Origin of the sequence: Sulfurospirillum sp. MES (genome assembly GCF_000789415.1) — a bacterium.
GTDB classification, from domain to species: domain Bacteria; phylum Campylobacterota; class Campylobacteria; order Campylobacterales; family Sulfurospirillaceae; genus Sulfurospirillum; species Sulfurospirillum cavolei.
Genome location: NZ_JSEC01000011.1, coordinates 24,795 through 45,875 on the forward strand (window position 1 = coordinate 24,795; position 21,081 = coordinate 45,875).

Annotated in this window: 21 protein-coding genes and 4 tRNA genes; 7 read left to right on the forward strand and 18 right to left on the reverse strand. The window is 37.3% G+C overall.

Annotated features, from left to right (window positions below):
- Positions 1-10: 10 nt before the first annotated feature.
- Complete coding sequence (locus OA34_RS11300) at positions 11-649, reverse strand: MarC family protein (protein ID WP_039675422.1); 639 nt, start codon at positions 647-649, stop codon at positions 11-13.
- Positions 649-2,331, reverse strand: coding sequence for a dihydroxy-acid dehydratase (gene ilvD / locus OA34_RS11305; protein ID WP_039675424.1), 1,683 nt, complete (start codon positions 2,329-2,331; stop codon positions 649-651). Before ilvD ends, OA34_RS11300 begins: the two co-directional genes overlap by 1 nt.
- 128 nt (positions 2,332-2,459) lie before the next feature.
- Here ilvD and OA34_RS11310 point away from each other — a divergent pair.
- From OA34_RS11310 to OA34_RS11335, 6 genes are all read left to right on the forward strand, one after another.
- Positions 2,460-2,534: transfer RNA gene (locus tag OA34_RS11310), tRNA-Gly, on the forward strand.
- Positions 2,535-2,562: 28 nt separating this feature from the next.
- A tRNA-Leu gene (locus OA34_RS11315) sits at positions 2,563-2,650 on the forward strand.
- A gap of 19 nt (positions 2,651-2,669) precedes the next feature.
- A tRNA-Cys gene (locus OA34_RS11320) sits at positions 2,670-2,743 on the forward strand.
- Between the two features lie 26 nt (positions 2,744-2,769).
- Positions 2,770-2,857: transfer RNA gene (locus tag OA34_RS11325), tRNA-Ser, on the forward strand.
- 207 nt (positions 2,858-3,064) lie between these two features.
- Complete coding sequence (locus tag OA34_RS11330; RefSeq protein WP_286683008.1) at positions 3,065-3,400, forward strand: type II toxin-antitoxin system RelE/ParE family toxin; 336 nt, start codon at positions 3,065-3,067, stop codon at positions 3,398-3,400.
- Entirely contained in the window at positions 3,397-3,681 is a 285-nt protein-coding gene (locus OA34_RS11335) for an XRE family transcriptional regulator (RefSeq protein WP_039675428.1), read from the forward strand. The genes OA34_RS11330 and OA34_RS11335 overlap by 4 nt, the downstream gene beginning before the upstream one ends.
- 28 nt (positions 3,682-3,709) lie before the next feature.
- Here the strand turns inward: OA34_RS11335 and OA34_RS11340 are convergent, their stop codons facing one another.
- From OA34_RS11340 to OA34_RS11385, 10 genes are all read right to left on the reverse strand, one after another.
- Entirely contained in the window at positions 3,710-5,281 is a 1,572-nt protein-coding gene (locus OA34_RS11340) for a type IV secretory system conjugative DNA transfer family protein (RefSeq protein WP_039675430.1), read from the reverse strand.
- A 2-nt stretch (positions 5,282-5,283) separates the two neighbouring features.
- Positions 5,284-8,139 (reverse strand): MobF family relaxase, encoded by a 2,856-nt coding sequence (gene mobF / locus OA34_RS11345; RefSeq protein WP_039675432.1) that lies wholly within the window; start codon positions 8,137-8,139, stop codon positions 5,284-5,286.
- Positions 8,140-8,335: 196 nt separating this feature from the next.
- Positions 8,336-8,608, reverse strand: coding sequence for a hypothetical protein (locus tag OA34_RS11350; protein WP_039675434.1), 273 nt, complete (start codon positions 8,606-8,608; stop codon positions 8,336-8,338).
- A complete protein-coding gene (locus tag OA34_RS11355) occupies positions 8,605-9,381 on the reverse strand; it encodes a nucleotide-binding protein (RefSeq protein WP_039675435.1) in 777 nt (258 codons plus the stop codon). The genes OA34_RS11350 and OA34_RS11355 overlap by 4 nt, the downstream gene beginning before the upstream one ends.
- A gap of 10 nt (positions 9,382-9,391) precedes the next feature.
- A complete protein-coding gene (locus tag OA34_RS11360) occupies positions 9,392-9,796 on the reverse strand; it encodes a hypothetical protein (protein ID WP_286683009.1) in 405 nt (134 codons plus the stop codon).
- A gap of 7 nt (positions 9,797-9,803) precedes the next feature.
- Entirely contained in the window at positions 9,804-10,148 is a 345-nt protein-coding gene (locus OA34_RS11365; RefSeq protein WP_039675439.1) for a hypothetical protein, read from the reverse strand.
- A gap of 19 nt (positions 10,149-10,167) precedes the next feature.
- The gene (locus tag OA34_RS11370; protein WP_039675440.1) at positions 10,168-12,384 is read right to left on the reverse strand and encodes a hypothetical protein; all 2,217 of its coding nucleotides are present in this window, start codon (positions 12,382-12,384) and stop codon (positions 10,168-10,170) included.
- On the reverse strand, positions 12,372-12,806 hold the full coding sequence (locus tag OA34_RS11375) for a hypothetical protein (RefSeq protein WP_039675442.1): 435 nt from the start codon (positions 12,804-12,806) through the stop codon (positions 12,372-12,374). Before OA34_RS11375 ends, OA34_RS11370 begins: the two co-directional genes overlap by 13 nt.
- Before the next feature lie 12 nt (positions 12,807-12,818).
- Entirely contained in the window at positions 12,819-13,076 is a 258-nt protein-coding gene (locus OA34_RS11380) for a helix-turn-helix transcriptional regulator (RefSeq protein WP_286683010.1), read from the reverse strand.
- Positions 13,057-13,836, reverse strand: coding sequence for a phage replisome organizer N-terminal domain-containing protein (locus OA34_RS11385; RefSeq protein WP_286683011.1), 780 nt, complete (start codon positions 13,834-13,836; stop codon positions 13,057-13,059). The genes OA34_RS11380 and OA34_RS11385 overlap by 20 nt, the downstream gene beginning before the upstream one ends.
- Positions 13,837-14,120: 284 nt before the next feature.
- Here OA34_RS11385 and OA34_RS11390 point away from each other — a divergent pair, with 284 nt between their 5' ends.
- The gene (locus OA34_RS11390) at positions 14,121-14,531 is read left to right on the forward strand and encodes a hypothetical protein (RefSeq protein WP_039675444.1); all 411 of its coding nucleotides are present in this window, start codon (positions 14,121-14,123) and stop codon (positions 14,529-14,531) included.
- A 142-nt stretch (positions 14,532-14,673) separates the two neighbouring features.
- Here the strand turns inward: OA34_RS11390 and OA34_RS11395 are convergent, their stop codons facing one another.
- The 6 genes from OA34_RS11395 to OA34_RS11425 all read right to left on the reverse strand — a co-directional run bounded on the left by OA34_RS11395 (position 14,674) and on the right by OA34_RS11425 (position 20,922).
- Complete coding sequence (locus OA34_RS11395; protein ID WP_039675446.1) at positions 14,674-15,024, reverse strand: hypothetical protein; 351 nt, start codon at positions 15,022-15,024, stop codon at positions 14,674-14,676.
- A gap of 403 nt (positions 15,025-15,427) precedes the next feature.
- Positions 15,428-15,664 (reverse strand): hypothetical protein, encoded by a 237-nt coding sequence (locus tag OA34_RS11400; RefSeq protein ID WP_039675448.1) that lies wholly within the window; start codon positions 15,662-15,664, stop codon positions 15,428-15,430.
- Between the two features lie 276 nt (positions 15,665-15,940).
- On the reverse strand, positions 15,941-16,888 hold the full coding sequence (locus OA34_RS11410; RefSeq protein WP_039675452.1) for a hypothetical protein: 948 nt from the start codon (positions 16,886-16,888) through the stop codon (positions 15,941-15,943).
- A gap of 13 nt (positions 16,889-16,901) precedes the next feature.
- Positions 16,902-18,866 (reverse strand): ORC-CDC6 family AAA ATPase, encoded by a 1,965-nt coding sequence (locus OA34_RS11415; RefSeq protein ID WP_039675454.1) that lies wholly within the window; start codon positions 18,864-18,866, stop codon positions 16,902-16,904.
- Positions 18,856-20,079 (reverse strand): metallophosphoesterase family protein, encoded by a 1,224-nt coding sequence (locus tag OA34_RS11420; protein WP_039675455.1) that lies wholly within the window; start codon positions 20,077-20,079, stop codon positions 18,856-18,858. Before OA34_RS11420 ends, OA34_RS11415 begins: the two co-directional genes overlap by 11 nt.
- Positions 20,080-20,922, reverse strand: a complete 843-nt coding sequence (locus OA34_RS11425; RefSeq protein WP_286683012.1) for a DNA adenine methylase — start codon at positions 20,920-20,922, stop codon at positions 20,080-20,082.
- Between the last annotated feature and the right edge of the window lie 159 nt (positions 20,923-21,081).

Below are 21,081 nucleotides of genomic sequence, written 5' to 3' on the forward strand. Positions count from 1 at the left end.
GAAACCATCCTTACATGTAATGTTTCGCAAGCACGCTGATGCCGCCTACGATAAATTGCACCGCTATCGCTCCAACGATCAAACCCATCAAACGACTCACGATCTTTTGCCCCGTAATGCCCAAATAATGACGGATATAAATACTGTTTTTAAACGCAAGATAGACGCTAAACGCCACGATAAGATATGCCATAATCAATGCCGCAATGGAAGCGACGCTTTCGCTATGCCCGCGCAAAATGATGATCGTTGCAAAAATTCCAGGGCCAAACGTAATCGGAATACCCAAAGGAATAACCGAAAATTCATCGTTTTTGATGGCTTCTTCGCGCTCTTCTTCGGTTTGATTTTTCGACTCCATAGAGCCTTGAACCATCTTAATTGCCGTCAGCAACAAAATAATACCGCCCATGACTTTCAGCGAATCGATCTCGATACCGAAAAGGTTGAGTAAAAAATTACCGCTTAAAAGCACAACGAAAAAAGCGACGATAATCGTCATCGTCGCTTTAGCCGCAATTTTATCGATGTGCGCTTTGGTCGTATTTTGGGGCAAAAGCGAAAGCATAATCGCACTGACGCCCAAAGGATCGACGATTGCCATCATCGTAATGGTATGTTGTAACAAGAGGTTGAAAAAATCCGCCATTATGCCTCTTCGGTACGAAGAACCGCGCCGCTACTGGCGTTGGTCACCAATTGGCGGTATTGTTTTAACCAGCTTCCTTGAATCGTTTTGACTTTGGGTTTAAATGCCGCTTTACGGCGCGCCAATTCCGCCTCGTCGATCAAGGCTTCGATACTGTACGCATCAACGTCGATTTGAATCGTATCGCCGTCTTGAAGAAGGCCGATTAGCCCGCCCTCGGCAGCTTCGGGACTGACGTGCCCGATGCTAAATCCTCTGGTCGCACCCGAAAAACGCCCGTCGGTGATGAGCGCTACGTCGGCACCTAATCCCATTCCCATGATCAAACTGGTCGGAGAAAGCATCTCTTGCATTCCAGGTCCCCCGCGCGGTCCTTCGTAGCGAATCACGACCACGTCGCCTTTTTTGACTTTACCGCCCACGATTCCCGAGAGTGCCTCTTGTTGCGAATCAAAACAAACCGCTTTACCGATAAATTGACGACCGCCCACGATACCCGCCGTTTTAATGACGCATCCCGCTTGTGCCAAATTGCCGAATAAAATCGCCAATCCGCCCACTTTGGAGTAAGGATTTTCTAGGGTATGAATGACGGTCGTATCTTTAATTTCCGCAGTAGCGATACGTTCGCCGATCGTTTCGCCCGTCACGGTTAAATTATCCAGATGCAAAATGCCGTTATCACGTCGGCTGACCTCTTTCATAACGGCGTTCATGCCGCCCGCTTTGTTGATGTCTTCCATGTGAACGGTCGAAAGCGAAGGCGAAATTTTCGCGATATGCGAAACGTTTTTACTAATTTCATTAATATCTTTAATCGCGAAATTAACGCCCGCTTCTTTAGCGATGGCTAACATGTGAAGAACCGTGTTGGAGCTTCCTCCCATGGCCATATCGATCGCAAATGCGTTACGAACGGCTTTTTCATTCAATATGTTTTTCAATTTAAAACGATCGTCGAGGGCAATTTCACAGATACGTTTGGCCGCCTTGCGAATTAACGCTTCGCGTTCCGGTGTAAGTGCCGGAATCGTACCGTTACCGGGAAGGGCAATACCCATGGCTTCCATCAACGTATTCATACTATTGGCGGTAAACATCCCCGAACACGAACCGCCGCTTGGACAAGCATTGCACTCGATATCAACCAATTCCGCTTCGCTAATATCGCCTTTTTCGAACTTCCCGACGGCTTCGAAAGCAGAGTTTAAATCAAGCGGTGCGCCCTCTTTTGTATAACCTTTTTTCATCGGTCCGCCGCTGACGAAAACCGTCGGAACGTTAACCCTAAGCGCGCCCATAATCATACCCGGTACTATCTTGTCGCAGTTGGGAATACAAATCATCGCATCTAACATATGCGCATTCATCATCGTTTCAATTGAATTGGCGATCAACTCGCGGCTCGGAAGCGAATACAGCATCCCGTCATGCCCCATCGCAATCCCGTCGTCGACGCCGATCGTGTTAAACTCAAAAGGAACGCATCCGTTTTTACGAATCTCGTCCTTAATGATCACGGCGTACTCATGCAAAAAGAAATGCCCCGGAATAATATCGATATACGAATTGGCTACGCCGATGAACGGTTTGTTAAAATCTTCGTCTTTAAGCCCAGTGGCCCGAAACAAACTCCGATGAGGTGCTCTGTTATACCCTTTTTTGACTTGATCGCTACGCATCAATCTTCCTTAAAAAATTTTTTAAATTATAGCAAAACCACCCTAAAAAAATTTGCCTTCCGTAAATTTAACGAAGATGGCTTTACATTTTTCAAAAAAACTGCTATACTCTCATCTCTTTTTTAAATGCGGGAATAGCTCAGTGGTAGAGCACGACCTTGCCAAGGTCGGGGTCGCGAGTTCGAACCTCGTTTCCCGCTCCATTTAGTTTTTTTAAAAAAGAAATGCGTTGCCCGGATGGCGAAATTGGTAGACGCAAGGGACTTAAAATCCCTCGGGAGTTTTTCCTGTGCCGGTTCAAATCCGGCTCCGGGCACCACCTGATTTAAGAATTCGGTGGCGATATAGCCAAGCGGTAAGGCATGGGCCTGCAAAGCCTTGATCCCCGGTTCAAATCCGGGTGTCGCCTCCAAAATTTGCAAATATGTTTCTTCGTCTCGGGAGATGGCAGAGCGGTTTAATGCGGCGGTCTTGAAAACCGTTGAGGGTAATACCTCCGGGGGTTCGAATCCCTCTCTCCCGGCCACCAATCCTTAAACTTCTTCAAAACTACCATTTTATCGACATTCTGAAACAATTTAAGAAAAATAAAAAAAGCTTCTTTCCAACCTATTTCCAACAGAACCCATTTAGCAATTCAATATTTTTCTTAAAGAACCTATTACGATCCATTCAATAACTCATTAATCTATTGACCTTTGTGTACCATTTTTGATACAATTTAACTATGGAAATGAAAAAAATCACTTCGATCTTTTATGAAACAAGCAACGGAAATAAACCCGTTAGAGAATGGCTATTATCTCTTGCCAAAGATGATAGAAAAATCATTGGTGAAGATATTAAAACGGTAGAGTATGGATGGCCAATAGGTATGCCCACGTGTAAGGGTCTCGGCAAAAAGCTTTTTGAAGTGAGAAGCAATATATCAGACAAAAGAATTGCAAGAGTTATATTCGCTGTTATCGACGAATACATGGTACTGCTGCATGCGTTCATTAAAAAAACGCAAAAGACAGAAAAAAGCGATCTTGATTTAGCTTTAAGTAGATTAAAGGATATAAAATGAAACTACAACCAAATATGAAAAGTGATTTTGATGAATTTTTGAGAGAAGAAGGCATCTATGAAGAAGTGAATGATGCTGCTATTAAAAGAGTTATTGCTTATCAATTAGAACAAGAAATGAAAGCTCAAAAAATTTCTAAAACAAAACTGGCGCAAATGATGCACACAAGTAGAGCTGCGGTTGATCGATTATTAAGCCCCTCAAACGAATCATTAACGCTTGCAACATTAATTTCAGCTGGCCAAGCTTTAGGTAAAAAACTAACGATTGCTTTTGTTTAAAAGATAGGGGAATTCCCCTATCTTTAAGCTATACTCGTGCCTCCCTATAATACTTTTCGATATTCTCACTTTGAAGATAATTTTCTTTTCTAATCGGTAATTCTGCTCTTGGCGTATACCCTTTATACAAGATTTGTTTCGATGGTATAAACGTGATGTGCTCATAATTTTGACCTAACGATTGAAACAAACTGGTATTTAGCAGATCTGCTTCTTCGATTTGGTAATTTTTACGATTTAACGGATCCGCAGTAAGTTGCTCTCTGATCTGCTCTTTTCGATAACGCACCTTGCCGATCGTATTATTGATTTTTTTAAGTGTATATTCATCCACTCCTTGAAATAAAAACCAATAAGCTGCCGAGTTCAACATCTTTTGCGTAATGCCTTGGGCTCCATCTGATTTACTGCTTTGTTCCGGAAAATATTGCACACCTGGAAGCAAACAACCACCTTTACTTCTGATCCTGGTATGCAACCCCTCGATCGTTTCACTATCGAGGTTTTGAGCAAAAGAGAGGTACTCATCAAGAGCAAAGAGAGTGAGAGAGTTCTTTTGATCTTCCTGGCTTAACATGACGGCCGTCAAAGCGGCCAAAAAGCCGGTAAAAAACGGGGTAAGTTTTGAGCGCTGATCATCCCTAGAGAGTAAAAAGAGCTTGCAGCTCTTACGAGAGAGATACTCTTTAATCGTGAAAGTAGGGCTGCCGTTTTGAATACAAAAATTCATATAATCAAAAAACTCAAACGTCAAATGCATCGTACTGGCCACATCCGCTTCGCTGCGTCTTTCATGGTTTTGATTATCATCGAAATACTCCTTGAGTTGCTGAATGAAAAGATCAAACTGCTCATTCGATGAAAGATCATTATTGTTATAAAGAATATCGTTAAAAAGCTTCATATAGCGTTGTTTGGAGCTTGCGCTAAAGAAGTCTTTTTGTGTACCGCTTAACGCATTGAAAAGATTGGTTAAGAAGATTTCTACAACAAAGGGGCTCGTTTTAGCTTCCTCGAAAGGATTCCAAATATGGCTTCGTTGATCATACGGGTTTAAGATAATATCTTTCAACACACTATAATGCTTTTGCACAAGATCACCTTTTGTATCATACGCAACTATGCGATCGAACTTATCTTGTGCAATAATAGAGTGGTAAAATTCTGTTTTGCCTGATCCCATGCCACCGAATATAATTCCTGATTGCGTAAAATCTACCGGATCCGCGTAACATTCAAAGTTACTAAATTTACCGGTAAACCCATAGATCGGCGAGAGTCGATACAACACATTACGATCAAATCGAAACTGATCCAGGAACAATTCACCTTTTGACATAATTTCTTTGACACGCTTTGAAGCCGTCCATCGATTGCCTTCCGTTTGTTCATAGTAATTGGGATAACTTCCCATCACCCACGCCTTATCATCAAAGATACGACCATTGATCGATTCTTGTCTTTTAAAAATAAATGCCCAAATTAGATACTCCACAATACAAAGCAACACAAATGCTGCACCGCCTGGTATCGGAAGATTTTTTTGAAACACCCACAAAATACCGGCATTAAACATGACACTTAATAAAATTGCTGACATTTTTATCTCCTTTCTCGTGATTGTGTTATGGATTGAACTGCTTTTTCGCGCTCATTTTTAAGTAAGATATTTTTCATTTGATCTTTGCCTCGAGTGCTTTCAATCTCTCGTCGATTTCCTTTAAATACGCCAAAATGTCGGCTAAGATCTGCGAGTGCAATTTTGAGCTTTGTGCAATAGTCTCCCAGTATTGAAAGAGTTGATCCTCTTGATATTCTTCGTTCTTTTTGCTCATTGAATGTCCTTTCATAATTGTGATTTGTATGTGCCTCATGCTGCATTGCCGACCTAAAATAATCTAGGGTACTTGTTTTAATTTGCGTTTTTTGTGTATTCTCCTTGAGTGTTGCTATGCTGTTGGTATAGATCAAGGCATCACGTTTTGCCCTGGTAATTTGCACGTAAAAGCGGTTTAAATTGGCCATTTGTGCATTCGTGAAAGCGATAACCTTACCGGTTGTTTGCCCTTGGCTTTTATGCGCTGTAATGACGTATCCATGATCGATATAAGGATATTTGGAAGCATCAAACGCCAACTCTTTATTTCCCTTTTGCACTTTGATGATATTCCCATGAATCGCTTGGATCACAGCGGTCTCACCATTTCTAAACTTGAGGTTTCGATTGTTTTTTGTAAAAACGATTTTGTCGCCGACACCAAACGCTTTTTCTTTAATAGCAAAGGTTTGAATCGCTTGAGCGTGAGCTTTGCTTAGATCGATTTTGATCCTTTGCTCATCTTTGGTAACCGTGATCGTATTGGATGGATGATCAATCGCGGTGATCATCCCTTCTTGCCCGGCACTAAATCCTTGAAACGCATTTTGCGCGACAACAATTTGGCCTACTTGGTAATTGCTCGAGTAGTGTTTTTCAATCTCATTTAGATTGATTGCCTCTTTGATCGATAACGGTTGAGACTGTGTGACTTCCTTTTGAGCGACGAGATCTGCCCTGATTAACTCATTTAAAGCTCTACGATTCGCATTCGTATCCACAAGAAGCAATGTATCATGACGATCTTTGAGGTATTCGTTTTTGATCCTCTCGAGATCCGTCGTTTCATGAAGTCTTTGGTGCTTTTCCAAAATACCAAAAGCCTCTTCTAAATCCTTGCTCTTGATAGACGAATAAAGCGATCGCATCAATTCTGTTTGCGCGCGTTTATTCTCAGTCATTTCGACAATACGAATATCACTTTGCTTTTGAAGCTGCGAAAACATATTGCCGGCTCCCAAAGATTGAAACTGCTTTTGATCACCGATAAACACAATTTTTGAATGGTTTTCTTTAGCAATCTCACATAAGTGGTGCATCTGTAATGAACTGACCATTGAAGCCTCATCTACGATATAAACCATATTCTTTTCTGCCGGTGGATTCACAAAAAAAGCGTGTAACGTCGTAGAGGGAATACCGCTTTCCCGCTCAAGCTCTTCTCCGGCTTTTCCGGTAAAAGCGAGTCCTCGTAGATTGCTACTTTGCTTTTGACTCTCAAGCGTTTCTCTAACGGCTTTGAGCATAAACGTTTTACCAGTGCCGGCATCGCCCTGGATCACTGAAATAGACTCATCACTGGTGAGAATATGCGTATACGCTTCTTGTTGTCCTTTTGTGAGGCTATAAGACGTATGGCTTAGATATTGATCCACGTGTTGCGCAGAGATCAAAGGATTTGTGCGGTTTTTTGCCATTTCAACGATCCCTCTCTCCTTTTGCAAGAGCTCCGGTGTCGAGTACGCATTTTGATCCAGTTGCACAATCGATCGCTCATTTACATGATCATCAAAAGCACTTTGCATAGCGCTAAGTGAATGCTCACCTAGCGAAAGCTTCATTGCGTTTTTCATCACATCTTCACGGTTAAACACACTCGTCTTTTCGCTTTGAATACGAATCGAAAGATCCACCGCATCTTTAGCCGTTAATTTTTGATGTGCGTGATTGGTCTGTGAGCTATTGAGCCGATTCAGATAGGTTAAATCTTTACCGGCGACAATGGTTTTGGCTCTTTCGATATTGTTGGATTTAATGACGTTACGATCAGCATTTTTATCTTTCACGTTTCGGCTACCGGTTGTTGCTATCTCCTTGATCTTCTCTTCCTCGAGAGAGGGATATTGCTTTTTTAGCTCCTCGTATTTCTCAAGGACTTGCTCACGCCTTTGTGAAAATTCACTGATCAACTCTTTGGAAACACCTTGAATTTCAAAGAATCCCTCTTTGGCATTTGTAACCTCAATCATGAATCCTTGCTCTCTCAGATTTTTGGCCAATTCATTGCGATACGTCTGGCCTAAAAACATCTTGTGCGTAAAGAGTTGATTATTGTGCAACGCTCGCCATTCACCGTTCTCTTTTTGCGTTGCATTGACGATAAAGCAATGCGTATGCAATGACGGATCATTTTCACGACTGGTATCGTGCTGAAACTTAGCGATGATGAGATTACCGGTTGAGATTGCTTCTCTATGCCCGTCCTTTTGTTCTCTCGTTTGAGCATAATGATCTTCCACAAATGATAGTGTGGTTTGCACCGCTTGATCATGTGCTGCACGGATGAGTTGATTGGTACGTTCATCACCCAATTCACATAAGATCGATGCGGATTTTGGAGCAGAAAAGGTTAGATCCGTTCCCGCTCTTTCACTGATATCTACAAGAGTGCGTTCTTCGCTAGGATGAATACCAAAGCATAATCGCTCAAATTTTTTGATATCTATTTCACCGCTCAAGCCTAAATGTTCAGCACCTTTGCCAGCCCAAACGCTTGTCTCTTTATCTTGCTGATAATAGTTTTGATCTTTCGCATGATAATGAGCTGCTTGTGCGCTATTCATATTTGCAATTGAAAGCATTTTTGCCTCTTTTTCGTCTTTTTTTCACCTCGTGCCATTAACGTGGCGTTGGGTGTGAATGCTTTTAGGGTTTCCTCTTGGTTACTTTGCGGTAGCACGAGGTTACCTTTGACTTACATCTCGGTTACGCTGAGTTGCACTTGATTACATTCGGTTACTATTGGTTGCCTCACGGTTACATGTGGTTGCATCGGGCTTATAAAAAGCCCTTGAACTTATCTTCCAAACTCACTTTCGACGTTTCACTTTTTTCCGCTCGTATTGGTTTATCTTGAGCTGTTTTGCTTGCCAAAAACTTTTTCACGCTTTGCCTTGAGATCTCAATATCTCTTACGTCTCGTAAATACTCTGTGATCTGCGTTAGCGTGTAATTCAAACTCAAGAGCTTTTGAATTTCATCTCGATAAGGCTCGAGGGATGAAACACGCTTTAAGGGCGTGTTCTTTGCGATCCAATCTTCGTACTTCATGCTTGCTCTCCCAAAATGATATTTCTAAGCTGCGCGATCGCTTCATTCTCGAGATAATCTTTTGCGTTACGTGAAATTTTCCAATTGCGATAAATCTTCGTCATTTTGTCTTTATCGCTTTTGGTTTTTGTCTTTGCATACTCAAGTATTTCGTTTTTGTTATATTGACTTGCAAGTAGGGCAAGATCTTTGATCGTCTCTTTATTGCGTGAAGCGGCATACGAAAAAAGTGGACTTTTTGGGCATACTGCAAAATGTGGGAAGATTGTTGAAATATTTGGGATTTCATAATCTTCGTTGCCCTTGATGAACATAAGATGATCTGGATCACTTAGATCCGCATTATTTAACACAACGAGGATCTTCGCACTTGGTAAAACGTTATACGTATCAACCAAGTTTTTAAGCTGCACAAAGTCAGGCATAAAAGGGATGATGAAAAGCGTATCTGCGATCAAATCTTGATCAATAAATGCATGGATTACTTTCAGTGAATCATCACCACCACCGGCATCAATAACGCTGATCTTGTCCTCATCCAACATATTAGTGACAACCAGCTCCTCAAGTTTTTGCGTTCCATCGGCAATATTTAACGAGGTGATTTTCCCTTTCAAGATTTGTGTATTTGAAAACGCCGTTGTTGTTTTATTGTTGTTATCGATCTCGATAATCTCAAAATTTCTATCCGATAGAATAGCCGGCAAAACGTGAAAGGCGAGGGTGCTTTTTCCGACTCCCCCTTTGGTATTAATAATTGCGATATTTTTCATGGTGTTCTCCTTAATGAACGAATTGATAGATAAGATTGAGAAGCGGTTTATTGGCCGCTTCAAACGCTATAAAAACAATGCTTGTTAGAAGCACAGAAAGGCACGTTGAAGCGAATACAATCTTCAATGTGGAGCGTTCTTCATGCTTACGCCTTTTTAGATCCTTGGTGACATTCTCAAGTTCCTTTACTGCATCTACGAGATACGTTTGAATGGTTTTTACTTGAATTTTTTCTGCGATTTTTGCACCGATTTCATCGAGGCTCTTTTCTACTTTCGAAAAATCGCTCGTCGTTTTTTCAAACACTTTAGAGGCACGATTAAATGCCGCGATATGATCCTCAAGTGTAGATAAAACGATCTGCGCTTCCTCGAAAAATTGGTACGTTTGCTCTGCTGTTTCTGGTTTCATCATCTACTCCTTAGTACAGGCCACCAGGCCAAAAGATCTTCCATGCGAAAAATCCTAAAATATGCCCGATACCACTCAATAACCAAAACCAATGTTTAGTAACCATGTATCCCTTGATCTCATCAAAATCTTTAATACCAGTATCAAAGATATGCGCCAGGATCATCACAGTAACCGCGAGGATCATCCAATAGCCGTACATCAAAATTAATGCGCCTACGTCATTCGGCACGATTAAATGAGGTACGTCAATAAATTTTTTTGGATACCACGCTAAAAAAGCAAAGACGGGTATTGCCCAGGTCGCTGACTTTAAAAAAGTTTCAATGACTCTATTGCCTTGTAGTTTTTTCATTGCTCACTCCTGATTTGATTTATACGAGAGATTGTCGCTCGAGCTTACTCGAGATCGGTTCGAGGAAGTCGCCAACGTTATTCAGTCCGATCATTTTGATCACATGACTTGGTGCAGATAAAATCACTTTCCACATAAGATAAACCGCCGCAAACGATGAAACGATTTTGATAAGTCCTAGTGAAAGTTGCAACACCATCGCTACAAAAAAGCTCTGATTGATCGCATCCAAAAGATAGAACTGCTCTTCGGCAAACATGACGAAAACGTCCATGCAGAGGTAGTACAAAAATAGTCCGAGATAAATGAAGATAACGAGGAGCACCGGCTTAAAAAAGATCACGATACCGGTGACAAGATATTCACTGATCTTGTCTGTCTTGCGCATCGTCACGGCATAGGCAACAACAAACGGTGTGATAAAAAAATACTGAGTGAGTTCAAACAACCATCCAACCACGGCAAGAATTCCGGCGATCATCGACGTGATCAAAGGAATGTATTTGAGGATCAATCCCACGAACATAGCTGCCAAAACAAGACTCGCTAACTGAATTGTTGCACTACCTCCACCATGGGTAATAAAATTAAATGCTTTTGCACCGCCAATCGGTGAAAAAAATGTCGCAATAAACGTAATCATCTCTACACCACTACCAATGATTGAATTGAAAACTTGGAAGATAGTATTCACACCCGGCAAAATGGCGTATACCATTTTTGCCATTACTGCACCGAAGATACTACCACCCGTCGTTTTGATCTTCTCGAGTAAACTTTTCTCTTCATCACCGGAAGCATACGCATCGCGTATCTTCTGTTGATTACTCTCTTGATTTTCGGTAATAGTGCTTTTAGCAACTTCTACAAGTGGCATCATTTCGATCAAAATAGCGGCCGATGGAATGAACGCAGCGTTGATCCATCCGAGTTCATTTTGACGATTATTGAGGAATGTATTGATGCTATTTAGCTTACTTTGCAATGCGTTATTGCCAAAACTCTGCGCTATTTGATCTGCGTATTTGCTTTGCTGATCATAAGTTTTAGAAAGAATTAGCCATCGTCTTTCGATAGATCTACACGCTTTTGCAGTAATGCCTTCTTGCACTTTATTGAAGTTGTAAATACTTTGTTGATCTAGCTCCGTATCTTTGACTTGAAACGTCATTGCATCCGGAAAACGGCTTTTGCATTGCTGCATCACATTAGCGTAAATATCTCTTTGAGCTTTCGCACTATCACGTAACGAATAAATCGTCGCTTCACCTTGCATCGTATTTGCACCTACTGACGCATATAACTTTTGTAAATAGGTATTCGCACCAATGACCGCCGCTTTATCGGCGACTTGCGTGCTAGTTGACATAAAGTTGCGAATAATGTTTTGCATGATCGAACTGTGCATATTGTTATCTGACGGCATGGGGATATAAAATAATGCTACGGCAATGATTGATATATAAAGCTTACTAAGGAAATTTGTGGTGTCATTTTCTTTGGCTAAGTAGGCTTGTAACTTTTTAGATCCTAGGATCACAATAAAGAATGCTGATACAAACGCAAAAAGAAGATTTTGCAAGTAAGCGTAAATGCTCGACATATTGGAAAATAAGTTCGAAAAGTAACCTAAATTCGCCTTATTTAAACTATCAACGCTCGAGACGATCTCTGAGTTTGTCGTCGCATCTTCCACGCCAAAAAACGATAGAAACGTCTCTTGCCTTGTGGTTGAGATATTTGTTCCGTAAAGCATATTAGAGTTTTTGACTTGCAACATGCCGGTTGAGTTTGTTGCGCTAAAATCAATGATGGACGGATCCAATGTTGCCATACCAGTCAAAAAACGTGAAAATGTCATCGAGTCCGTTTCGTATTTCGCACCCGTCAATTGGTAATTTGTATCGGAACTAGATTTGAGTTGCCCTGAGTAATCACTGGGGTTTTTATTTGCTTGCGCTTTACATGTAAGGTTTTGTTGATTGGCATTTACACCTAAAGCTTTACTTGTATTATTACTACTATACACCTCACAATGCGTTGTACCACTTTTCGCATCAATATCGATGATCTGCGTTACATAACCATCGGCAACGGCACGACATGAAAACGAACATGTACCTGGTGTGACGATAGCATCATTAGCCGTAAAGAGCGAATCTGCTAACGTATCTTTTTCACTTGCAACATCGCTAAATAGGAATAAAGGGAATAAAAACAATACTAAGAAGCGCATTGTGAACTCCTTTTTTCATTTTGATTCAGCGAGGCACAATGTGCTTTAAACGATTTATCAAACTCAAAAAACTCTTCAACACATGGAACAAATCCGCTAATTTTAATGAAGCTCTCACCCGTAATGAAGAATTCGCTTATGCTACCAATACGATCATCTTTGCTTACTAAACATACGGCGAATTCAGCATGTTCTTTGATTTTGCGAGTAAGCGCATATTGAGCTTTTAGAAGATTAAATTTCTTCTTAATGATGCCGTCACATGCTGTTAAATCAACGATGCCCGTCGCAATTTGATCACCCTGAAAAAGAAAACGAAACTCGATAAAAAGATTCGATGACATTTCCTCTCTCGTCAACCTCTCAAGTTTACTTTCAAGAGTTTGTAGCCGTTTTAAAATATTTGCATTTTCATGGTTCATAACATCCCCTTATTACATGGTTTTAATAGTACGACTTAGCCATTCGGCGATCTCAATCTTTGGATAAAGTACTCGTCCTCTTTTGCCTCTCTCCACCTTGATGTATTGAGGGCCGAAGCCATCTTTGCGCCACAAGATCAACGTAGTTGAACTAACACCAATGGCCTCAGCCGCTTGCTTTTGATTTAGGCAAATCAACTTTTTAAACATTGGGTTGCTATTGATTTCTTCCAGGATTTTCGCCGCGTTTTCACTGATCATTGTTTGCATAATTTTCTTCCTTATGTTGGTTTTGTGCTTGTATCTGTGCAAGATCAAGAACATGAGTTTTGACGTGGTAGAGGTATTGCCAAATCTCAAAGCTCTCAGTGCTTTTAACGATTTTATTGGTGTGGAGATCAAAGATATAACCGCCCTTTAAACAAAAGCCTCTGTGCTCTCTTGAATAGCCCATTTCTCCGCTGAGGGAAAAGGAAAAATTAGGGTACATGTTAGAAAGCTGCTCTCTAAAACTCTTGATATCTTTTAAATCATAAGTTGGTTTGTGCGAAGTGGGAGAGAGTAAGAGAGAGGGTTTTATCTCTTTCTCTATTATCTTACTCTTACTCTGTGTTACATCACCGTTACGCCCTGTTACAGCGTCGTTACAATGTAACATTTCGACTTTTTTCTTTTCTCGAAAACGTCTTACACGCTCGGCACTATCACCTTCTTTGCCTATCAAAGGTGGAACTGCAGGGAGTAAGAAACATTCTGGGTTTATTTGCTCAATTAGATTTTGCGATTGCATATATGCGAGCGTGACTTTTACATTTTCCTCGTCTTCATCAAGCACGAGAGAAAGCTCTTTTGGAAGAGATTCTTCTATCCCTTCAAAATGTATCACTCCACCATTTACAATCGATAGGAGCATCATTTTTTGATAAATAACCGTGTATGTATCGCCACCGGCAATTCGCCTCAATTTCTTGATTTGCGGATCACTAAAGAATGTACGATACATCTTCATCCAGTAGAAATTTTTTTGCATAGATATTCCCTTTGTGTATTTTTCAAATTTTGAATTTTTAACAATCAGAGGGATTTGTGGTAAAATTGCAGACCACACCCTCAACTCAGAACGGTGTTACTCTTCTTTCTCGAAGTTTGGCGACAGGTTAGGAAGAAGAGTTGATTATTTTTTAGTTGTAAAATATTTTTTCATTTAGCTCCATATTAATGATTATTTGATATAATTAATTATACTTGATTAATTAATGTAAATTAATGCAATTTTAGCACTAATTCCTTTAATTATAATTAATAAGGATTAATTTGAGTAAATTAAATAATGATGCAAGTATATATGTTCAAAAAATGCTTGATTTTTATAAGATATCTTCTTTAGCTGATTTATCAAAAATTATTAATGTTAGCCCTCCGGCAATAACAAATTGGCGTAAGTTTGATTATGTAAATGCTATAAGAAAAAAATGTAAAGAACTTGGTATTTATGAAACAATATTTGAAGAAGAAGCGAGCTATTTTCAAAAAAGACTTTATGACAAAAAAAATCCTCCTCAATTACCAACGATTGATTTTATGAAAGATATTGATTTAGGAACACAAATGATTTTTAGCACTATCTACAAACAGCTAAAAACTGAAGAAGAAAAAGAAGCATTTAGATTGTATATTTTCAATTTTCCTTTACAGAACTTAACTAAAGAAGACAATAGTAATTAAACTATTGAATTTTCTCAAAGTAGCTTATTTGACTTATACAAACTTGTTACTATACAAATCTGCATAATATACAAAATTGTATAAGTCTTTTTCTCGCCCAAGGCAAAATTTCTAACTAATCATCAAGCTAATTTGTTTACTTTTATTTGACTAATTTATCCAATACTAGGACATAAAATGGGATTCTTGGTTTGTGTGATATATCCATAGTTTCAAAAATAGTACCTACTTCATCAACAGCATCTTCTACTTCTTTTTTTAATGGAATTTCCCGACTTGGTAACTCATCGATCAAAATTTTTCTAATAGCATCAACAACAGTTGTATCTTCAGAGGCCTGGGAAGTATAAGCTACCCATTTTTCATCTTTATCCTTAACTCTTAACTCTGGGTTTGAAATCATTTTGTATAGCTTTTCAATTCTTTCATCTTCAAGGATCAATTCAAGAAGTTTATCTTGAATATATGATTTCACATCTTCTAATTCGTACATTTCATATCCTTATTTAAAAATTTGTTCATTGTAATCTTAAATACCTTAAATTAAATATGTCGTTTTTTCTTCAAAATACGCAAATGATTAGTTTGAATTACATACTTTTGCAGAGATGATAAAATCAAAAAAATCATGAAGATGGAGAAAAATATGAAAATAAAATTTAAATTGAAAAATCGTCACAATGGTAATTTATTATGCTATTGCAAAATACACTGCCATTGTTTGATCTTAATTATTTTTCTAAAAAATACACTTATTGTGACTACTGAGATTAATCTGTTTACATGAAAAAAGTTTTAAATGATCATCGATCTGATTCGGAGATAGTACCGGGTTACACACACTGTGAAAAATACCAACACGGTTTTTTCATCGGTGGGGTTAAGAGGTGCGGTGGTTATTTTGACGATGATCTTTTAGCGTATTCTTCTCTATATGCTTTACTACGTTCGACACGCTCATGATGAGAATCATAGTGGGAACGTAATGTTTCTTTTTTCTCATCTAAATATGCTTTACGCTCCATATATGCACGTTCATCATCTATATAGAATTCATCAAGCTCTTTATATTCTTCAATAAGATCCATTGCTCTATCATTCAAACGTTCAAGCTCTTCATCTAATGTTAACATTTTCTCACCTTCCCAAATTATATAACTTGATAACCTTTGAAGCAATGAAATTAGGCGCATCAAGATCCAGGTGAAGTAATCCCTCGATCGTTTTACCCCTTAGCAGATCTGCTACCTCTTTTTTAGTGATATCTCTTAGTAAATCTTCTTGAGCGTAAGTGATATGAAATCCACAGCTATCGTCATAACAATAAACCATTTTTTTACCGGCTTTTAGTGGCCATGAGCATATTGGACAATTGGCATGAATTTTTCCATAAGTAATGATACTAATACTTAGTTTTGGGTAATTCGAAATACAAAGGATATGATTGTTTCATCTGCTTTATGATCTTTTGGCTGTTCTTGATCTCCTGCACTTACTCGCCATACCGCAATTTGATCAAAATATATTTCTGCAAGAATGAGGCAAATTACATTAAATAATTTAGGGCCAAATGGAATTAAAATTATACGGTTATTTTTTTGCAATCCTTCAATTAAAGATTGAAGCTTTATAAATGTGTCATATGGATCTGAAAGCTTGTAATTTATTACTTTACTTTGTCCCAATGATGAAATCAAATCATGATTGACTGCATCTACTTTATTTATAAAAGATTCATCCGAACCAAGGGGCTTAAATAACCATGCATTTGCTACATCAAGAAATTCTAAAATTCCTAGTGCTTTACCATTTTCATAACCTAATCCAATAATTGCGTAAAGTGGATCACTAGGATTAATATACCAACCTGCATACTCAGGAATTACAGGCCCTGCAATTTTCATTATTGGCATTTCATCCACAGGATCTGTGTATTGTGCTGGCGCATATAAAACTGAAACTTCAAAATCATGCTTAAATGAGGTATGAGCAAGAGTATATATAATATTCGCGACCATTTGACGATTCATAGCTGAAATATCAATTGCAACTTGTATTATTCGTGCTTCTTGGTCTTCAGTGTCAATAGGCATTAAAAGTTCTATTAATTGGTCTCGATTACAAATACCAGTCCATGGAATAAAATCAAAACCTGCATTTTTATAAAACTCTAAATTACTCAAGTAAGAAAATTGTTGTCGATCTTGAAACTGAAAGCATACGCCTTGCTTATATTTATTCTCAAATTTTTGAGGAATAAAAATACATCTTTGTTCATATCCTAAGGCTGTAAATAGAATATCAAAATTTTTATCCTCAGGATTTTGATATCGGTCAATCATATTAAAACTAATCATTTATATTCCATATCTATTCAAATTTCAATGTAGTCTGTATTTTTTTTACATTATTTTTCAATGTATTTTGTGTTTGATGCCCCTTCTTCAAATCTTGTTTCAACGTAGATTGTATTGTTTTTTGTTCATCATTGATATCATTTTTATGAATAAAATCACCACCCAATATTACTGATAGTTTTTGTTTTTTGTTGAGAATCATTGGTAATCTAAAATAAGGCGCTAATAAATAATTCAATCTAAATTCTTTGTTGGCTAATGAATCTAATAATGGAGTTTCCTCAGCTTGATGAACATAGATTATTACTCCTGCATTTACTGCCAAGCCTAATAATGTTTTCACTTCCTCCGAAACCATATCATCAATAATAAAACTTGTGATTGGTTCTGCTACAAATTTTTCTTTTAAAACACTATTTTGAAAAGTTGTGCCAATTATATCTAATAAATTAATAAGGCTACAGTCTTTATTTGAATTTGCTAGTGTATGCCCAGGGACAGGAGGAATTGTTTTTAGTAAAGCTAAAAATCTATCTATTGCAATATCAATTGCATCAGCTTGTTCACTCGCGGTAACCATTTTCTTAGTCTGTGAATATTTTTTTAATAAAGTCCCTACAAGCGATAAAAATAATCTTGGATTTCCTTCAGTCAAATAAAAAATTGTTTTGAATCCTGTATAAATTTTTGTCTTTTTTATTGTTCTTATATGACCTTTCTCTTGCAAAAATATATCTCTAATACATACAATATTAGTAATTTTACGAACTTTACTTGCTCGTTCATTTTCTGGCATTTTGTCCATATTTTCAATATCGATATTTTTGGCTTTTAAATAATAATTAAAGCTTGGATCTTTGTTTGCTAATCTAGAAAAACGTTCATATTGAAGAGAATCTTTGCTATAAGCAGGTATTGTAGTATTTTTTTTATTTTCATTACCCTGGTCAAAAATTGAAGTACCAAAAATCTCTTCTGGGGACATATGATCAATTTTATAAATACGGCATATCTGTTGAAAAAGAGCTAGACAGAAAGGCATGGCTTTTTCTTTTTTCGCATATGTCAAATTAATTGGAACATAATCATGCCCTGCATATGATCCTGTTGGTTCTGATAAATTTAAATCTTCAGCATACGGACTAATAGATAATTTAAAAATAATTCGTTGATCACCTGTACTGCGAAGATTTTCAAATAACTCATTTCGAATTTCTCTTGGCGCAATTTCAAGCTCATCAAATAGTAATGCCCACTTTTGATTTTTATCAACAAATGTACTATTTAATACTTCAATTACTAATGCTATTGTTGGAATAAAATCAAAAAATACATATTTTGATAAGTCCGCATCATTATTTAGAGTATCAGCTAAAGCACAGTTTCTATTTTTATTAAGAAATACTCCAATGTCAGATAATCGTTTTCGTAATTGAAACATTATATAATCTAAGCTAGGTATTTCTATTGTTAATGATAATGCTGATGCCAACCTTTTTGTTAATTCTATTTCTTGTTCTTTTGATAAATTTATATAGAATTTTTTCAAAATTGGGTCTTCAAATAATTCATCCGATGTGCAATATTGAAAGGCTTCCACCATTTGTCGTATTGTATGTGTAGTAAAAATAGATTTTTTTAATTGTACTTTTAATGTGGAAGAAGCACATAAGCTATCGATTAGACTCCATTGTGTTTCCCAAGCTTTATCAGTAGGGATAAAAGCAGAAATATAATCAATTGATTTTTTAGTTTGTTCTGCTTTTGAATGTTTCCATTCTTTCAGTGCGGTCAACTGTAACATTTTTAAAAGAGTAGTTTTACCACTACCTCTAGGACCAATTAAAAGATTATTATTACGCTTGAGTAAATCGAAAAATGCTTCTGGAGGTATAAATAATTTAGCAATTTGCGAGGAGGTTAAATGACGTGCATTTAGTGAATCAAAGATGGTTGAATCAAAATTATTATGCTTCATTGACATCCTCCCTTTGCTTTGAAAATTGAGATGGCCATTCTAGGCGATTATATAGAATATTATAACCATATTTGTTTTCTAATATTTCACATATTTCATGAATAGATTGAGGAAAAGTAAATTGCAATTCAGGCCATTTGACTAATAAATCTTCCCATAAAAAGAATTCTTTATTATTATAATTATCATCAATAAACTTTGCATAAACATGTGCTGTTTTAATAGAATTTGTAAAGCCGCAACCATAAGAAATATTATGTGAGAATGGTGATTTATTCCAACCAAGACCATATGACCAGTACCATGAATGTATAATACCTGCAATTGATAAATTATATTCATTCATTGGATCAACACATACTTCCATGATATAGAATTGATTTTTTTCACTGTTTTTTTCAGTTACAAGTTTTTTTGATGCGAAACTACCTGCAGAAAAAATTACTGGTGGATTTGAACCACTAGCAGAGGCTATTTGGATATTTGGGAAATGCTTATGGCCATGAATTATGATCCAGTTACCATATTCACTTTTTGATAATAGCTGAAGTAGCAAATTTCCACCCAGCATTTCACTATAATCATCAAAACTCCGGTGTTCCATTTTAGCTGGGTGATGATGGAAAAATGCGATATTAACGCTAAATTCTTTTTTATCTTTAATATCTTGTTGCAATTTGGCTTCAATCTTATCAATTGTAAACTGACTAATTCTGCCATGATCATATTCATTCTTATTATTTTTATCACTATAACCATGGAAAGCACAACTATTGATATTAAGGAGCCGTATATTGTCTTCATAAGTAGAAAATGAAAAGTTTCTTGCCCAATAACGATCACAATAGCTCTCATTATCATATGGAAAAGAAGGATGAAGTTTTTGTAATTGCCCTTTAGGATCATAAAGTATCTTTGCTCTACTATCTAAATCATGATTACCAACAGTACCATAGCAATGTTGACATTGCAGAGAAGAAGCTATGTCACAAATATTATTCCATGCAAAAATTTGGCCTGCATCATCTGCTCGATCCGCCATATCACCACAACAAATCAATATATCTGCCTTCAGGTGATTATTAGAAATAAAGTCTTTTAAAGATGAAAAGGGATTTTCAACCAATGAATAATGCATATTTGATGTTAAATATGAATCGACATCTCCAACATGTAAATCGCTTAAAACAGCTATTTTAACTTTTTTTTGCATCTATATTTTGATTTTATAATTCGAAACAAGAATCTCTTGCACATGTTTTCTATGTTGGCTAAACCCTGCGACATGGCGTCCAACAAGTACGCTTTCCCAATACCAAGATTGCGGTAATTGCTGAATAAGCTCCTCATCGTATGCATAAGAAAATAAAAAGTTTGCACCCCGATGATTAACTTCTTCTAAAAAAGTAAGCATTCTTGTGATGTCTTCATATTGAAAGGCCCCAGGGCCATATTCTCCTCGACCTTTATAATCTTTCTTGGCATATGGTGGATCCAAATATACGAAATCATTTTTTTGTATATCGGGAAGAAGCTTCTCAAAATCTTGTGAAATGAGTTTTGCATTTTTTAATGCTTCAGCACACTTAATAAAACGGATTTCGTCAGGAACTTCACCTGTCCTAGTTCCCATTGGAACATTAAATTCGCCTCGTTGATTTGTTCGGTATACCCCATTAAAGCAATTTCTATTTAAATAAGTGAAACGAATCGCTCTTTCAAAATCAGTTAAATGAGTAGGTTTTTGTTGTCTATAATTATCATAAATTTCTTTACTCACACTTATATTGGAAAGAGTTTTTGCAATTAAACTGGGTGTGTTTTTAATTTGTTCAAAAGTGTGTATCAATTCACCATTTATATCACTTAAAATTGCACTCATTGGTTTTATTGCAAAGAACAAGCATGCTGACCCACAAAACGGTTCAATATAACGTTCATAATTATTAGGAACATTATTAATTAGAATAGGCAATAATTTTCGTTTACTTCCCGCCCATCTAAATATCGAATCAGTCCAAATAGTATTTGTCACATAAACTCCAAAAATATTCATCAAAATAATATTTTAACTTAATTTACATTGAAACTCAACTTTCGCACATAAAACCAAGCTCTTTTTTAGTGTAAGCACCGATAATAGCAATAATCTGGCGTAATTCTTTATTCGTCTTGAGGTTATCACTGATATTGGCTATATTGGTGAGGATTTGTA

Excerpts from the sequence above, each read along its gene's own strand:
- OA34_RS11410 (WP_039675452.1), bottom strand. The coding sequence starts at position 16,888 with ATGATTAGTTTTAATATGATTGACCGATATCAAAATCCTGAGGATAAA.
- OA34_RS11420 (WP_039675455.1), bottom strand. The coding sequence starts at position 20,079 with ATGCAAAAAAAAGTTAAAATAGCTGTTTTAAGCGATTTACATGTTGGA.
- OA34_RS11340 (WP_039675430.1), bottom strand. The coding sequence starts at position 5,281 with ATGTCAGCAATTTTATTAAGTGTCATGTTTAATGCCGGTATTTTGTGG.
- OA34_RS11335 (WP_039675428.1), top strand. The coding sequence starts at position 3,397 with ATGAAACTACAACCAAATATGAAAAGTGATTTTGATGAATTTTTGAGA.
- OA34_RS11385 (WP_286683011.1), bottom strand. The coding sequence starts at position 13,836 with ATGCAAAAAAATTTCTACTGGATGAAGATGTATCGTACATTCTTTAGT.
- OA34_RS11395 (WP_039675446.1), bottom strand. The coding sequence starts at position 15,024 with ATGTACGAATTAGAAGATGTGAAATCATATATTCAAGATAAACTTCTT.
- OA34_RS11360 (WP_286683009.1), bottom strand. The coding sequence starts at position 9,796 with ATGATGAAACCAGAAACAGCAGAGCAAACGTACCAATTTTTCGAGGAA.
- OA34_RS11370 (WP_039675440.1), bottom strand. The coding sequence starts at position 12,384 with ATGCGCTTCTTAGTATTGTTTTTATTCCCTTTATTCCTATTTAGCGAT.
- OA34_RS11425 (WP_286683012.1), bottom strand. The coding sequence starts at position 20,922 with ATGAATATTTTTGGAGTTTATGTGACAAATACTATTTGGACTGATTCG.
- OA34_RS11380 (WP_286683010.1), bottom strand. The coding sequence starts at position 13,076 with ATGCAAACAATGATCAGTGAAAACGCGGCGAAAATCCTGGAAGAAATC.
- mobF (WP_039675432.1), bottom strand. The coding sequence starts at position 8,139 with ATGCTTTCAATTGCAAATATGAATAGCGCACAAGCAGCTCATTATCAT.
- OA34_RS11415 (WP_039675454.1), bottom strand. The coding sequence starts at position 18,866 with ATGAAGCATAATAATTTTGATTCAACCATCTTTGATTCACTAAATGCA.
- OA34_RS11330 (WP_286683008.1), top strand. The coding sequence starts at position 3,065 with ATGAAAAAAATCACTTCGATCTTTTATGAAACAAGCAACGGAAATAAA.
- OA34_RS11355 (WP_039675435.1), bottom strand. The coding sequence starts at position 9,381 with ATGAAAAATATCGCAATTATTAATACCAAAGGGGGAGTCGGAAAAAGC.
- ilvD (WP_039675424.1), bottom strand. The coding sequence starts at position 2,331 with ATGCGTAGCGATCAAGTCAAAAAAGGGTATAACAGAGCACCTCATCGG.
- OA34_RS11365 (WP_039675439.1), bottom strand. The coding sequence starts at position 10,148 with ATGAAAAAACTACAAGGCAATAGAGTCATTGAAACTTTTTTAAAGTCA.
- OA34_RS11400 (WP_039675448.1), bottom strand. The coding sequence starts at position 15,664 with ATGTTAACATTAGATGAAGAGCTTGAACGTTTGAATGATAGAGCAATG.
- OA34_RS11300 (WP_039675422.1), bottom strand. The coding sequence starts at position 649 with ATGGCGGATTTTTTCAACCTCTTGTTACAACATACCATTACGATGATG.
- OA34_RS11375 (WP_039675442.1), bottom strand. The coding sequence starts at position 12,806 with ATGAACCATGAAAATGCAAATATTTTAAAACGGCTACAAACTCTTGAA.
- OA34_RS11350 (WP_039675434.1), bottom strand. The coding sequence starts at position 8,608 with ATGAAGTACGAAGATTGGATCGCAAAGAACACGCCCTTAAAGCGTGTT.